This is a genomic window from Streptomyces glaucus (genome assembly GCF_039533365.1).
Classification (GTDB): domain Bacteria; phylum Actinomycetota; class Actinomycetes; order Streptomycetales; family Streptomycetaceae; genus Streptomyces; species Streptomyces glaucus.
The window spans coordinates 173,584-187,455 of the sequence record NZ_BAAATK010000001.1; the positions used below are offsets into that span (position 1 = coordinate 173,584).

10 protein-coding genes are annotated in these 13,872 nt (G+C 71.9%); all 10 read right to left on the reverse strand.

The window, feature by feature from the left end:
* Nucleotides 1-227: 227 nt before the first annotated feature.
* Nucleotides 228-1,997: an IucA/IucC family protein gene (locus tag ABD363_RS00815; protein WP_344599361.1), complete on the reverse strand. Its 1,770-nt coding sequence runs from the start codon at nucleotides 1,995-1,997 to the stop codon at nucleotides 228-230.
* Entirely contained in the window at nucleotides 1,994-2,551 is a 558-nt protein-coding gene (locus ABD363_RS00820) for a GNAT family N-acetyltransferase (RefSeq protein ID WP_344599362.1), read from the reverse strand. The genes ABD363_RS00815 and ABD363_RS00820 overlap by 4 nt, the downstream gene beginning before the upstream one ends.
* Complete coding sequence (locus tag ABD363_RS00825) at nucleotides 2,548-3,843, reverse strand: lysine N(6)-hydroxylase/L-ornithine N(5)-oxygenase family protein (RefSeq protein WP_344599363.1); 1,296 nt, start codon at nucleotides 3,841-3,843, stop codon at nucleotides 2,548-2,550. The genes ABD363_RS00820 and ABD363_RS00825 overlap by 4 nt, the downstream gene beginning before the upstream one ends.
* Nucleotides 3,827-5,269, reverse strand: a complete 1,443-nt coding sequence (gene desA, locus ABD363_RS00830) for a lysine decarboxylase DesA (protein WP_344599364.1) — start codon at nucleotides 5,267-5,269, stop codon at nucleotides 3,827-3,829. Before desA ends, ABD363_RS00825 begins: the two co-directional genes overlap by 17 nt.
* A gap of 289 nt (nucleotides 5,270-5,558) precedes the next feature.
* A complete protein-coding gene (locus ABD363_RS00835; protein WP_344599365.1) occupies nucleotides 5,559-6,419 on the reverse strand; it encodes a siderophore-interacting protein in 861 nt (286 codons plus the stop codon).
* A gap of 31 nt (nucleotides 6,420-6,450) precedes the next feature.
* Nucleotides 6,451-7,500, reverse strand: a complete 1,050-nt coding sequence (locus tag ABD363_RS00840) for an ABC transporter substrate-binding protein (RefSeq protein ID WP_344599366.1) — start codon at nucleotides 7,498-7,500, stop codon at nucleotides 6,451-6,453.
* A gap of 115 nt (nucleotides 7,501-7,615) precedes the next feature.
* Complete coding sequence (locus ABD363_RS00845; protein ID WP_344599367.1) at nucleotides 7,616-9,607, reverse strand: glycosyltransferase; 1,992 nt, start codon at nucleotides 9,605-9,607, stop codon at nucleotides 7,616-7,618.
* Nucleotides 9,608-9,820: 213 nt separating this feature from the next.
* Nucleotides 9,821-10,981 (reverse strand): acyl-CoA dehydrogenase family protein, encoded by a 1,161-nt coding sequence (locus ABD363_RS00850; protein ID WP_344599368.1) that lies wholly within the window; start codon nucleotides 10,979-10,981, stop codon nucleotides 9,821-9,823.
* A gap of 5 nt (nucleotides 10,982-10,986) precedes the next feature.
* Nucleotides 10,987-11,946, reverse strand: coding sequence for a hydroxymethylglutaryl-CoA lyase (locus ABD363_RS00855; RefSeq protein WP_344599369.1), 960 nt, complete (start codon nucleotides 11,944-11,946; stop codon nucleotides 10,987-10,989).
* Entirely contained in the window at nucleotides 11,943-13,862 is a 1,920-nt protein-coding gene (locus tag ABD363_RS00860; RefSeq protein WP_344599370.1) for an ATP-binding protein, read from the reverse strand. Before ABD363_RS00860 ends, ABD363_RS00855 begins: the two co-directional genes overlap by 4 nt.
* Nucleotides 13,863-13,872: the final 10 nt, after the last annotated feature.

Genomic DNA, 13,872 nt, shown 5'->3' on the forward strand with positions numbered 1-13,872 from the left:
CGGCGGTTTCGCAAGAATCTTGCCCGATTTCGGGCAGGGGGCTGTGGGGAACCCTGGGAGGAGCGTGGAGATTCTCATGGGTTCCTGTCCGGGAGCCGCCCGGTCCGCCGCCCTGGTCGGGACGCCGCGCGGTGCGCCCGGCCCGGGCGGGTGGCCGGGCGGGCCGGACATGCCGACGGGCACCCCGGTGGACCGTACACCGGGGTGCCCGCCCGTCCGTGAGGGGCCTACCGCCCCGCGATCGGGTTCTTCAGAGTGCCGACGAGCTGGAGCGCGCCGGAGGGATCGGCCAGGTCCACCATCTGCTTGTTGTTGCGCAGCTGGAGCCGGTTGAGGCAGGACAGCGCGAACTCGGGGGCGAACATGTCGTACTGCCGGAACTTGTCGGCGAGCTCGGGCACCGACTCCTGGTACTCGCGGGTGACCTCCGCCACCGTGCGCCAGAAGTCGTCCTCCTCCAGGATCCCCTCGGTGGCGAGGTTCGCGGCGAGGAAGCGGAAGAAGCAGTCGAAGACGTCCGTGAAGATCGACAGCAGCTTCTTGTCCTCGGGGACCTCCACGCGGATCCGCCGGACCTCGGGCGGCAGCACCGCGTCCGGGTCCATGACGGCGATCTCCTCGGCGATGTCCTTGTAGATCGCGCGCTGCACGACCCCGTCCTTCAGCACCAGGACGACGTTCTCGCCGTGCGGCATGAACACCAGGTCGTAGGCGTAGAAGCTGTGCAGCAGCGGGGTGTAGTACGCCCGCAGGTAGCGCCGCAGCCACTCGGTCGGCGTGAGCCCCGACCGCGCGATCAGCGCGCCCGCGAAGGACGCGCCCTCGTGGTCGACGTGGACCAGGGACGCCATGGTGGCCAGCGACTCGCCGTCCCGCAGCGAGGGCACCGGGCTCTCCCGCCACAGGGCGGCGAGCATCTTGCGGTACGGCGAGTAGCGGTCGGTCGCCTGCTCGTACTCCAGGTGCCGGTAGCCCACGGCCGCCCGCTCGCGGATGATCGACAGGCCCGTCGACTTCAGCACCGGGTCGCCCTCGACGAGCTGCGCCAGCCAGTCGTTGATCGCCGGGGTGGCCTCCATGTAGGCGGCCGACAGCCCGCGCATGAAGCCCATGTTGAGGACGGACAGGGCCGTCTTGACGTAGTGCTTCTCCGGGTGCGTGGTGTTGAAGAAGGTCCGGATGGACTGCTGGGCCAGGTACTCGTCGTCGCCCTCGCCCAGGCACACCAGGTGCTTCCTGGCCACCTCGGCGGCGAAGGTGACGGTGAGCTTGTTCCACCACTGCCAGGGGTGGACCGGGACGAGCAGGTAGTCGGCCGGGTCCAGGCCCTGGGCGCGCAGGACGCCGTGGAACCGCTCCACGGTGGCCTCGCCCAGTTCCTGCCGGACGAAGGACTCGTACTCGATGCCGGCGCCGGCCGTGAACGCCGCCCGGGAGCGGTGGGCGGCCAGCCAGACCAGGCGGACCGGGCTCGCGGTCTCCGGCGCGTACGACAGGTACTCGTGGACGCCGAAGCCGAGCCGCCCGTTGTTGGCGACGAAGCAGGGGTGGCCCTCGGTCATGCCGGTCTCGATGGCCTGGAAGCCGCTCGCCGCCAGCTCGGCGGAGGTCACCTGCGGTTTGGTGAGCTTGTAGCAGGTGCCGGAGAGGGTGGAGGAGATCTCCTCCAGGTAGACGGGCAGGATCTCGTCGCTCAGGCCCAGGGACCGCCTCAGCTCGATGAAGAAGTCCAGCGCGGCCAGCGGCAGCTCGGCCCCGTCGCGGTGCCGGGTGATGGAGCCGGCGTCCACCTGCCAGTGGTCCAGGGCGCGGCGGACGGCGGTGAAGCGGTACGCGGTCTGGCCGTCGTCGCTGCGGACGACGTAGCCCCGCCCGTCCGGCTCGGGGGTGATCAGCCGCTCGTGGGCGAACTCGGCGAGCGCCTTGCGGACCAGCAGGCGGTTGGCCTGCTCCCAGCGCTCGGGGGTCAGGTGGGCGACGGCGTCGGCGAGGCTCATGCGCCCACCGCCTTCTCGAACCGCTCCCGGGTGCAGAAGCTCAGCAACGCCTTCTTCTCCGGTTTCTGGATCTCGCGTACGGGCACGAAGCCGACGGCCTCGTTCAGGGCGTGCACCGCCTTGTTGGACACGTCCGGCTCGACGACCACGCGGCGGGTGGCCGGGTCGGCGAAGAGGTGGGCCATCACGGCGGTGATGACGGCCCGGGTGAAGCCGTGCACGGGCCGGTCGGTCGGCGCGACCAGGAAGTGCATGCCGACGTCGCCCGGCTCCGGCTCGTACAGGCCGACCAGCTCGCGGTGGGCCGGGTCGTACTTCTCCATCAGGAAGGCCGGTTCCCCGTCGTGCAGGCCGAGGTAGGCGTGGTGGTGCTCGTCGGCCGCGATCCGGCGGTACGCGCGCTCGACGTCCCGCACGCTCGCGTCCTGCATCATCCAGAACGCGGCTTTCGGATGGGTGACCCAGCGGTGCAGCAGCCCGGCGTCCCCGGGCGGGTCGAGCGGGCGCAGGGTGAAGGTGCCGAGCTCGTGCTCGAAACCGGTGGGGATGCTCATACGGAGAACTCCTGGAACGCGATGGACTTCTCGACCGGGTAGTACTCGCTGCCGAGCAGCTCACGGATGATGCAGCTGTTGCGGTAGGCGCCCATCCCCAGGTCGGGGGAGGTGACGCTGTGCGTGTGCACGCCCGCGTTCTGCAGGAACACCCCTCTGCCGGTGACGTCGATGGCGTAGTTGCGGGCGACGTCGAAGCGGCCGTGGCCGTCGAAGCGGAGGCGGTCGCGGACCGGGTCGAGGAAGGCCGGCGGCTCGTAGTGGTAGCCGGTGGCCAGCACCAGGCCCTCGGTGCGGATCTCGAAGTCCTTGTCCTGCTCGTCCTGGTGGAAGCCGAGCGTGTAGCCGCCGTCCTCGTACCGGGCGGAGGTCAGGGAGGAGTTGGTCAGCAGCCGGGTGGGCACGCCCCGGCCGCCGCTCTCGACGTTCTTCTGGTACAGCAGGTCGAAGATCGCGTCGATCAGGTCCGAGTTGATGCCCTTGAACAGGCCCTTCTGCTGCTTCTCCAGCCGGTAGCGGGTCTGTTCGGGCAGCGCGCGGAAGTAGTCGATGTAGTCCGGGGAGGTCATCTCCAGCGTCAGCTTGGTGTACTCCAGCGGGAAGAACCGCGGGGAGCGGGTGACCCAGTTGAGCTGGTAGCCGTGGGTGTCGATCCCGGAGAGCAGCTCGTGGTAGATCTCCGCCGCGCTCTGGCCGCTGCCGACGATGGTGATCGACTTCTTGGTGAGCAGCTCCGCCTTGCGGTGCATGTACTGCGCGTTGTGGAACAGGTCGCCCGCCAGGCCGCGGCACGGCTCGGGGACGAAGGGCACGGTGCCGGTGCCGAGGACCAGGTGGCGGGCCCGGTAGGCGTCGCCGGCGGCCGTCCGCACGACGTACAGCTCGTCCTCGTACGTCACCTCGGTGACCGTGGCGCCGAAGCGGACGCTGCTCAGCTTCGACGCGGCCCAGCGGCAGTAGTCGTCGTACTCGACCCGCAGGGGGTAGAAGTTCTCGCGGATGTAGAACGAGTACAGCCGCCCCTTCTCCTTCAGGTAGTTGAGGAAGGAGTACGGGGACGTCGGGTCGGCGAGGGTGACCAGGTCCGACATGAACGGGGTCTGCAGGTGGGCGCCGTCGAGGAACATCCCCGCGTGCCACTCGAAGTCCGGCTTGGACTCCAGGAAGACGCCGTCCAGTTCGGCGATGGGCTCGGTCAGGCAGGCCAGTCCGAGGTTGAAGGGGCCGAGCCCGATCCCCACGAAGTCGTAGGTCTTGTCGGCGGACACAGCGGCTTCAGGAAGCGCGGTCAAGGGATTCTCCCAGGTACTGCTCGGCGTGGCCGGCGATCAGGTCGAGGACGGCGGCGATGTCGGCCGGCGTGGTCTCGGGATTCAGCAGGGTGAACTTCAGGTAGTGGCGCCCGGCCACCTTGGTGCCCGCGACGACCGCGTCACCGGAGGCGAACAGGGCCTTGCGGGCGTGGAGGTTGGCGCGGTCGATCTCGGCCGGGTCGGTGACCGCGGCCGGGACGTAGCGGAAGACGAGGGTGGACAGGGCCGGCGCGACCACCACGTCGAAGCGCGGGTCGGCGGCGAGCAGCTCCCAGCCCTCCCGGGCCAGGTCGCACACCTCGTCGAAGAGCTGCCCGATGCCGTCGGCGCCCATCACGCGCAGCGTCATCCACAGCTTGAGGGCGTCGAAGCGGCGGGTGGTCTGCAGGGACTTGTCCACCTGGTTGGGGATGCGCTCCTGCACCATGCGGCGCGGGTTGAGGTACTCGGCGTGGTAGGTGGCGTGGCGCAGGGTGGCGGCGTCGCGGACCAGGACGGCGGAGGAACTCACCGGCTGGAAGAAGGACTTGTGGTAGTCCACGGTGACCGAGTCGGCGTGCTCGATGCCGTTCAGGCGGTCCCGGTACTTCAGGGAGGCGAGCAGTCCGCAGCCGTAGGCGGCGTCCACGTGCAGCCAGGTGTCGAACTGCTCGCACAGCTCGGCGATCTCGGGCAGCGGGTCGATGGAGCCGAAGTCGGTGGTGCCGGCGGTGGCGACGACGGCCATCGGGACGAGGCCGTCCCGCGCGCAGCGCTCCAGCTCGCGGGCGAGGGCGACGGTCTGCATGCGCTTGTCGTGGTCGACGGGGATCGGGACGACGGCGTCCTGGCCGAGGCCGAGCAGTTTGGCCGACTTCTTCACGCTGAAGTGGCTGACCTCGGAGGCGAAGACGCGCAGTTTCGCCAGGTCGTCGGTCTTGGCCTCCTCGCGGGCCAGCAGCAGCGCCTGGAGGTTGGACTGGGTGCCGCCGGAGGTGAACACGCCGTCGGCGGCCGGGCCGAGGCCGATGCGGCCGGCCGTCCAGTCGATCAGTTTGCGCTCGATGAGGGTGCCGCCGGCCGACTGGTCCCAGGTGTCCAGGGAGGAGTTGACGGCGGACAGGACGGCCTCGCCGAGCACGGCCGGGATGACGACCGGGCAGTTGAGGTGGGCCAGGTAGCGGGGGTGGTGGAAGTAGATCGCGTCCCGGAGGTAGACGTCCTCCAGTTCGTCGAGCACCGCGGCGGTGTCGTGCAGCGGCCGGTCCAGGTCGATCTCGTCGATGCGGGGCGCGAGGGCGTCGACCGTGACGCCGGTGAACGGACGTTCGGTGGCGGCGAGTTTGGCGGCCACCCGCTCGACTCCTTCGGTCACGGAGCGGCGGTAGTGCTCCGCGGTGGTGTCGTTGAGCAGGTGCGAGCGCATGGGGGAGTCCTCCGGTGGGGACGGTCCGTGAGGGACGGGAGAGGGCGGAGCCCGGACACAAACTTAGGTAAGCCTAACCTAATTAACTCCGTCGAAACCCGGGACCCCCCGTGACCACCGTCACTCCGTGCCCGGCCGGCACGGAGCGCACAGCAGTCGGCGCCGCACGCGGGCCGGTCGGCGGGGCGTGCGGCGACGGACTCCGCTCCCGGGCGGCCGGTGGTGCTTCCGGGGGCGGCCGGCGGGGGCACGGGGCGGCCGGCGGTGCTTCTCGCGGAGGCCGCCGGGGTCACTCCCGCGCGCGCAGCTCCTCCTCGGTCAGCCCCTGCCGCCAGTAGCCCACGAACGTCACCCGGCGGCGGTCGATCCCGCGCTCGCCCACGAAGTGCCGGCGCAGCGCCTTCACACAGTTCGACTCGCCCGCGATCCAGACGTACGGCCGCTCGGCGGGCGGGAGCTCCGCGGCGCGGAGGGCGTCCAGGGCCGCGGGACACTCCCCGGCGGCGTCCCGGACGAGCCAGGTGATCTCCGCGTCCGCCTCGCTCACCAGGTCCTGGACGTCCCCGGCGTGCGGCACCTCCAGCCAGACCCGGGCGCGGGTGCCGGCCGGCAGCGCCTCGACGATGGCCGAGGCGGCCGGCACGGCGGTCTCGTCGCCCCAGATCACCACCAGGTCGGTGTCCGCGGGCGGCCGGAAGCGGATCGCGCGGTTGTCGGCGATCGCCGGGCCCAGCAGCAGGACCCGGTCGCCGGCGGTGGCGCGGGAGGCCCAGCGGGAGGCGGGACCCGCCTGGGTGGTGGCGCCCGGCTCGACGCCGTGCAGCGCGAAGTCGATGTCGATCTCGGCCGTGTGCCCGTGGGCGTCGCGCCGGAGCGCCCGCAGGGTGTACGACCGCATCACCGCCCGCACGTCGTCGGGGAGCTCGCGCCAGCCCTGCCACCAGCCGTCGCCCAGTTCCAGCGGGACGACCGGCTCGCTCTGGCCGGGGTGCGGCAGGAACAGGGACAGGGACTGGTCGTGCCCGTCGGAGTGGAAGGCGTGCAGGTCGGGCCCGGTGAAGGTGACACGGACCAGGGACGGGCCGAGCCGCCTCGTCCGCGCGACCTGGAGGGAGAAGAAACGGAACGGGGCGGCTACGGCCGTCGTCATGGGGGCTCCTGAGTTCGCGTCAGGGTGCGGGTCAGCTGACCTTCTCGGCGTCCTCGATGGCCTTCGCGAGGTTCTCGACCATCGGGACGCACTTGTCGTACGACAGGATCGGCTCGGGGGAGCGGGGGATGACCTGGCCGGCCTTGACCGCGGGCAGCTTCTTCCAGGTGCCCTCGGTGATGTCGGCGGGCTGGATGGCCGAGGAGCGGTCGTCCATCATGATGATGTCCGCGTCGTACTTGTCGACGTTCTCCCAGCTCAGGGACTCGTACCAGCCGCCGCCCTGGGCCTTGGCCTTCTCGGGGGGCTCGACGAAGTTCACGCCGAGGGCCTTGAAGTACTCCAGGTCGACGGAGAGGTTGGTGCCGGAGACGTAGAACAGGTCCTGGCTGGCGGAACCGACCAGCACCTTGATGTCCGGCTTGGCCTTGACGGCGGCGCGCAGCCGGGCGGAGGCGTCCTCGAAGCGCTTCTTGGCGTCGGTGACCTTGCTGGAGGTCACGTCGGCGCCGAGGGACTCGGCGAGCTTCAGCATGCGCTGCAGCGGCTCGGTCAGCTGGCGGTCGTAGACGGAGACGCCGACGCTCGGGGCGCCCACGGCCTCGATCTTCTTCGCCGACTCCTCCGGGACGTACCAGAGGGTGCCGGTGTCGTCGAACATCGTGGAGACGAGCAGGTCCGGGGCGAGGGCCGCGTACTTCTCGATGTTGAACTGGCCCCACTCGTTGCCGAGGACGGTCAGCTTGCTGACGTCCATGTCGCCGGCCTGGACGTCGGCCTTGCCGTCCTTGGTCGTGGTCGGGCCGAAGACGCCCTTGACCTGGACGCCGTAGTCGTACAGCGCGGCGGCGACACCGACGAACGCCACGATGTTCGACGGGACCTTGTCGGCCTTCGCGGTCCGGCCGCGGTCGTCCTCGAAGGACCAGGGACCCGACTGCGCGGCGGCCGTCCCGTCGCCCGAGCCACCGCTTTTCGCGTCCTCGTCCCCGCAGGCTGCGAGCACGGCACCGAGGCCGAGGGCGCCGCCCGCGGCGAGGATTCCACGGCGGGTGAGGTGGGTAGCTCTGGCATTGGACATGGTGTGGCTGCTTTCGAACGGGGCGGAGCGTCCGCCGGACGAGTTCGAAGGTAGGTTAGCCTAACCTCAGAACTTGTCCAGAGGGGGTGGGTCGCAGCCGCCCGCGTCCGCGGCGTCAGGGCCTGATGCGCCGGGCCACGGCCTTGAGCAGCTCGATCCGCGCGACGCGCAGCGCGAACTTCCCGTCGCGCGCGGGAGCGGGCTTGGCGTACCAGGGCAGTCCCCGGCGGCGCCACTTGGCCGGCGCCATGCCCTTGGGCAGCCCCGGCAGGGGCATCGTCCAGTCCCCGAGCCGGAGCCGGCCGCGCCAGACGCCGGCGGGGAGACCGGTGACGGGCACCCGTACGGTGAAGCGGTCCCCGGCGAAGTCGCGCACGGGGAAGGCGGCGCTGTGGCCCTCGCCGTCCTCCAGGGTCACGGTGAGGGCGCCGTCCGGACGGGCGGCGAGAGTGCAGCGGCCGGTGAGCTCCAGCTCCGCGGGCGCGTCCGGCGCCCAGCCGGCCGTGTCGAGACCGAGGCGGGACAGCACCTCGTGCTTGCGCTCGCCGATGTCGAGCGTGAAGTTGCCGTAGGGCTTGGTGGTGTAGAGGGTGACGGCGCGCAGTCCCTCGGCGGTGTCCACGACATGGGTCGCGGGCTCGCCCGCCACGGTGCCGGCCCGCTTGCTGCCGATACGCACCTCGCGGGTGAGCCCCTGCGCGCCCACCGCGAGGGAGATGTCCCAGAGCCCGTCGGGGAGCGGCTCGCCGTCGGCGGCGGTGGTGAGGTCGACACGGGCCTCGAACCCGGCCCGCTCGTAGGCGTACCGTCCCTCGTCCTCGTCGGCGCCGAGGCCGGGGGTCGGGGTGTGCGTGACGGGGAGCCGGTACTCGGTGCCGCTGTCGCGCTCGCGCAGGACGAGGCCGGTGGTCACGTCCTCGGTGGCGACGCGGTGCAGATAGCCGTGCCCGGCCAGGTGCAGCGTGGTGCCGCGCAGCTCGGCGCGGGCGACGTGGTGCCGCACGGCGAGCTGGGCGGTGACGTCGTAGCAGGCGTCGGGGACGGCCCGGGCGGCGTCGCGGAAGAAGGGGTAGCGGGCGTAGGCGCGGCCGTCCTCGACGTGGACCGGGGTGGCCACCTTGCGGCGCCCCAGCTCCTTCTCGAACCGGACCAGTTCCAGTACCTCGTCGAGCATCTCGTGCCGGACGAGGTGGAGACGCAGCCGGGCCATCGCCGACAGGCGGTCGTCCATGCCCTCGTGCCACAGCGGGGCGATGGTCTCGGCGAGACGGGCGAGGGCCTTCTCCTGCTGGGGGCGGGGCTCACGGGCGAGGTGGCCGAGCAACTGCTGCACCTCGACGGTCAGGTGACGGTGGGCCAGGTGGTCGCGGTGCGGGCCGGGCGGCACGTTCTCGAGCAGCATGTCGACCACGCGGGGCAGGAACGCGAGCCTCGGCTCCGTGCCGCCGGTGCGCAGGGTGATGTTGCCGCTGTCCTCGCGCTCGACCCAGAACAGGCAGTCGTAGTCGGCGAGTACGGAGATGCCGGCCGCGTGGATGTAGGCGGGGCCGACGAAGAGCTGGTCCTCGCCGATCTTCAGGTCCGTCGGGAAGCGGAGCCCCAGCCGCTCCAGCAGTTCCCGGCGGAACAGCTTCATGGGGTTGAGCGTCCAGTACACCCGGGACGAGAAGACGTCGGTCCGCGGCTGGTTGCGCCGGAACATCGACGTGGGCGCCCCGCGCCCGCCGACGCCGACCATCTTGCCGAGCACGACGTCGGTGCCGTTCTTCTCGGCCATCGCCACCATGCGCTCCAGCGCCTCGGGGGCCAGGTAGTCGTCGGCGTCGAGGAAGAAGACGAACTCGCCCCGGGCGTGGTCCAGGCCGACGTTGCGGGGCGCGGACGGGCCGCCGGAATTGGGCTGGTGGATCACCTGGAGCAGGTCCGGGTACGCCTCGGCCAGACGGTCGAGCTCGTCCCCCGTGCCGTCGGTCGAGCCGTCGTCGACGACGATGAGCTGCAAGGCGCCCTGCCCGATGCTCTGGTCGGCGACGGATGTGACGCAACGCGTGAGATACGGCATCGCGTTGTACGCCGCGACGATCACCGAGACGACGGGGTCGGCCATGTCCGCACACTCTCCAGGTATCACGGGGCGCGCCCGGTTCGCTGACCGGCCTCGCTGTTCCGTTCGTGGCCCTTCATCCGGGCAGCGCGCCAAAGGAGATGTGAAAATACCATGACCCCCCTCTTTGCTCGCTGTGAACGGATCATGAACCCCCTGCTCCGCCGGAGGGGCGGGACGCGCACCGCCGACACGGCCGCGCCCGGACCGTGACGCTCAGCCCGCCAGCCCCAGCTCCCGTGCGATCAGCATCCGCTGCACCTCGCTCGTCCCCTCCCCGATCTCCAGGATCTTGGAGTCGCGCCACATGCGGGCGACCGGGTACTCGTTCATGAAGCCGTAGCCGCCGTGGATCTGGGTGGCGTCGCGGGCGTTGTCCACCGCGATCGTGGAGGAGTGGAGCTTCGCCAGGGCCGCCTGCTTCTTGAAGGGCTCGCCCGCGACCAGGCGGCTGGCCGCGTCGCGCCAGGCGAGGCGGGCCGTGTGGGCCTTCGTCTCCATGTCGGCGATCTTGAACTGGATGGCCTGGTTGGCGCCGATGGGCCTGCCGAAGGCGTGACGCTCCTTCGCGTACTTCACCGACTCGTCCACGCAGCCCTGGGCCAGGCCCGTGGCCAGCGCCGCGATGGCGACCCGGCCCTCGTCGAGGATGCGCAGGAACTGGGCGTAGCCCCGGCCCTCCTCGCCCAGGAGGTTCGCCGCCGGGACCCGGACGTCGTCGAAGGAGAGCTCGCGGGTGTCCGAGGCGTTCCAGCCGACCTTCGAGTACGGGGGCGCCACCGTGAGGCCCGGCGTGCCGGACGGGACGATGATCGAGGAGATCCGCGGCTTGCCGTCCGGCTCCCGGCCGGTGACCGCCGTGACCGTGACCAGGCCCGTGATGTCCGTGCCCGAGTTGGTGATGAAGCACTTGGTGCCGTTGATCACCCATTCGTCCGTCGCCTCGTCCAGGCGGGCGGTGGTGCGGGTCGCGCCCGCGTCCGAGCCGCCGTCCGGCTCCGTCAGGCCGAACGCGCCCAGGATCTCGCCCGCGCACAGGCGGGGCAGCCACCGGCGCTTCTGCTCCTCGGTGCCGTAGCGGTGGATCGGCATCGCGCCCAGGGAGACCCCGGCCTCCAGGGTGATGGCGACGGAGGAGTCGACCCGGGCCAGTTCCTCCAGCGCCACGCCGAGGGCCAGGTAGTCGCCGCCCATGCCGCCGTACTCCTCCGGGAACGGCAGCCCGAACAGGCCCATGCGGCCCATCTCCCGGACGATCTCGTACGGGAACTCGTGCCGCTCGTAGAAGTCGCCGATCTTCGGCGCCACGACGTCGTGCGCGAACTCCTCGACCGTGCGGCGGAGTTCTTCCAGTTCGGGGGAGAGACGGTGGTCCATGGCGGTCACTGCTCCTCGGGGTCCTGAAGGTCCTTGTGGGACAGGGCTCGGACGGTGCGGGACGGGCTGGGGCGGCCCAGCCGGGCGGCCATCCACGCGCTGGTGGCGACGAGACGGCCGAGGTCGACGCCGGTGTCGATGCCGAGGCCCCGCAGCATCCACACCAGGTCCTCGGTGGCCAGGTTTCCGGTGGCCGACTTCGCGTACGGGCAGCCGCCCAGGCCGCCGGCCGAGGCGTCGACGGTCGTCACGCCGTGCCGGAGGGCGGTGAGGGTGTTGGCGAGCGCCTGGCCGTAGGTGTCGTGGAAGTGCACGCCCAGGGCGGCGGTGGGGATGCGCGCCTCGCCGAGGGCGGTGAGCAGCGCGGTCACCTGGCCGGGGGTGGCCACGCCGATGGTGTCGCCGAGGCTCAGCTCGTCGCAGCCCAGGTCGATCAGGGCCCGGCAGACGCGGACCACCTGCGGGATCGGGACCGCGCCCTCCCACGGGTCACCGAAGCACATCGACAGATAGCCGCGGACGTGGACGCCCGTCGCCTTCGCCCGGGCCACCACCGGGTCGAACATGGCCAGGGCCTCGTCGACCGTGCGGTTGAGATTGGCCTTCGCAAAGGACTCCGTCGCGCTGGCGAAGACGGCGATCCGGCCGGCGCCGAGGGCGAGCGCCCGGTCCAGGCCGCGTTCGTTCGGCACCAGGACCGGGAGCGCCACCGGCAGGTCGCGGACGAGCGGGAACAGCTCCTCGGCGTCGGCCAGCTGGGGCACCCACCGGGGGTGGACGAAGCTGGTCGCCTCGATCGTGGTCAGGCCCGCGTCGGCCAGGCGGCGGATGAACTCCGCCTTGACCTGCGTCGGGACCGTCGCCCGTTCGTTCTGCAGGCCGTCGCGCGCGCCGACCTCGTGGATCCGGACGCGGGCGGGCAGGTCCGCGGCCGGGACGGTCATGGGGAGACCCTCGACTGTCATTCCGCCGCCTCCTCGTGCGGTGCGACGACCGCCAGCACCTGGTCCATGGCGACCGCGGCACCCGGCGCGACGCCCAGTTCGGTGACCGTGCCGGCGTGCGGGGCGGAGACGACGTGCTCCATCTTCATCGCCTCCACCACCAGCAGGCTCTGCCCGGCGGCCACCTCGTCGCCGACGGCGACCTTGACCACCGTCACCGTCCCCGGCATGGGGGCGGTGAGCGAGTCGGCGCCCGCGTGGGCCGCGCGGGTCAGGGACGCGGCGACCGGGTCGTGGTCCCGGACGTGCCAGGCGTCGCCGTCGCGGCCCAGCCAGTCGCCGGCCCGGTGGAAGGTGTGGCGGACGCCGTCCAGGGTCACGGACACCTGGCCGTCGGTGACGGTGCGGGTGCCGCGCGGGGTGTGCTCCACGGGGTCGCCGCCGGCTCGCAGGGAGAAGGTCACGGGCTTCGGCTCGCCGCCGAGCCGCCAGCCGCTCGGCACCGAGAACGGGTCCGTCCAGCCGTCGCCCTGCGGGGTGAGCGCGTCGAGCCGTACGGCCGCCGCCGCCTCGTACACCTCCTCGGGGACGTCCGTGGCGACGAGGCCGTCCGCCTCCCGCTCCACCAGCCCCGTGTCCAGCTCGCCCGCCACCACCGCCGGGTGCGCCAGCAGCCGCCGCAGGAAACCGGCGTTGGTCTGCACGCCGAGGGTGACCGTCTCCGCGAGGGCCGCCCGGAGCCTGCGCAGCGCGGTGGCGCGGTCGGGGCCGTACGCGATCACCTTGGACAGCATCGGGTCGTACCGGCTGCCGACCTCCGTGCCCTCGCTGAGCCCGGAGTCGGTGCGGACGCCCTCGCCGGCCGGCTCGCGCAGCTTCAGCACCGTGCCGCCGGAGGGCAGGAAGCCGCGCGCCGGGTCCTCCGCGCAGATGCGGGCCTCGATCGCGTGTCCGGTGAGGCGGACGTCCTCCTGCCGGAAGGCCAGCGGCTCGCCCGCCGCCACCCGCAGCTGCCACTCCACCAGGTCCAGGCCCGTGACCAGCTCCGTGACCGGGTGCTCGACCTGGAGGCGGGTGTTCATCTCCATGAAGTAGTACGACGTCGGGTCGCCGCCGGGGACGATGAACTCCACCGTGCCCGCGCCCCGGTAGTCGCAGGAGCGGGCCGCCTGGACCGCCGCCTCGCCCATCGCGGCCCGGGTCGCCTCGTCGAGGAGCACGCTCGGCGCCTCCTCGACGATCTTCTGGTGGCGGCGCTGCAGGGAGCACTCGCGTTCGCCCAGGTGGACGACGTTGCCGTGGCCGTCGGCCAGGATCTGGATCTCGATGTGCCGGGGGCGGTCGATCCACCGCTCGACCAGGAGCGTGTCGTCGCCGAAGGAGGCGCGGGCCTCGCGGCGGGCGGCGGCGATCTCCTCCTGGAGCCGGGCCAGGTCCCGCACCAGCCGCATGCCCTTGCCGCCGCCGCCCGCCGAGGGCTTCAGCAGCACGGGCGCGCCCAGGTCGCGGGCCGCCTCGGCCAGGTGGGGATCGCGCCCGCCGGGGACCACCGGCACCCCGGCCTCCCGCACCGTCTCCTTGGCGCGGATCTTGTCGCCCATCAGGGCGATGGCGTCCGCGGGCGGCCCGATGAAGACGAGGCCCGCCTCGGCGCACGCGCGCGCGAAACCGGCGTTCTCGGCGAGGAAGCCGTATCCCGGGTGGACCGCCTGGGCGCCGGTGCGGGCGGCGGCGGCCAGCAGCCGCTCCACCGACAGGTAGCTCTCGGCGGCCGGCGCCGGTCCGAGCCGCACCGCCGTGTCGGCCTCCCGCACGTGCCGGGCGTCGGCGTCCGCGTCGGAGTACACGGCCACCGAGCGCACGCCGAGCGAGCGCAGCGTGCGGATGACGCGGACGGCGATCTCGCCCCGGTTGGCCACGAGCACGGTGTCGAACATGAGTCCAAGT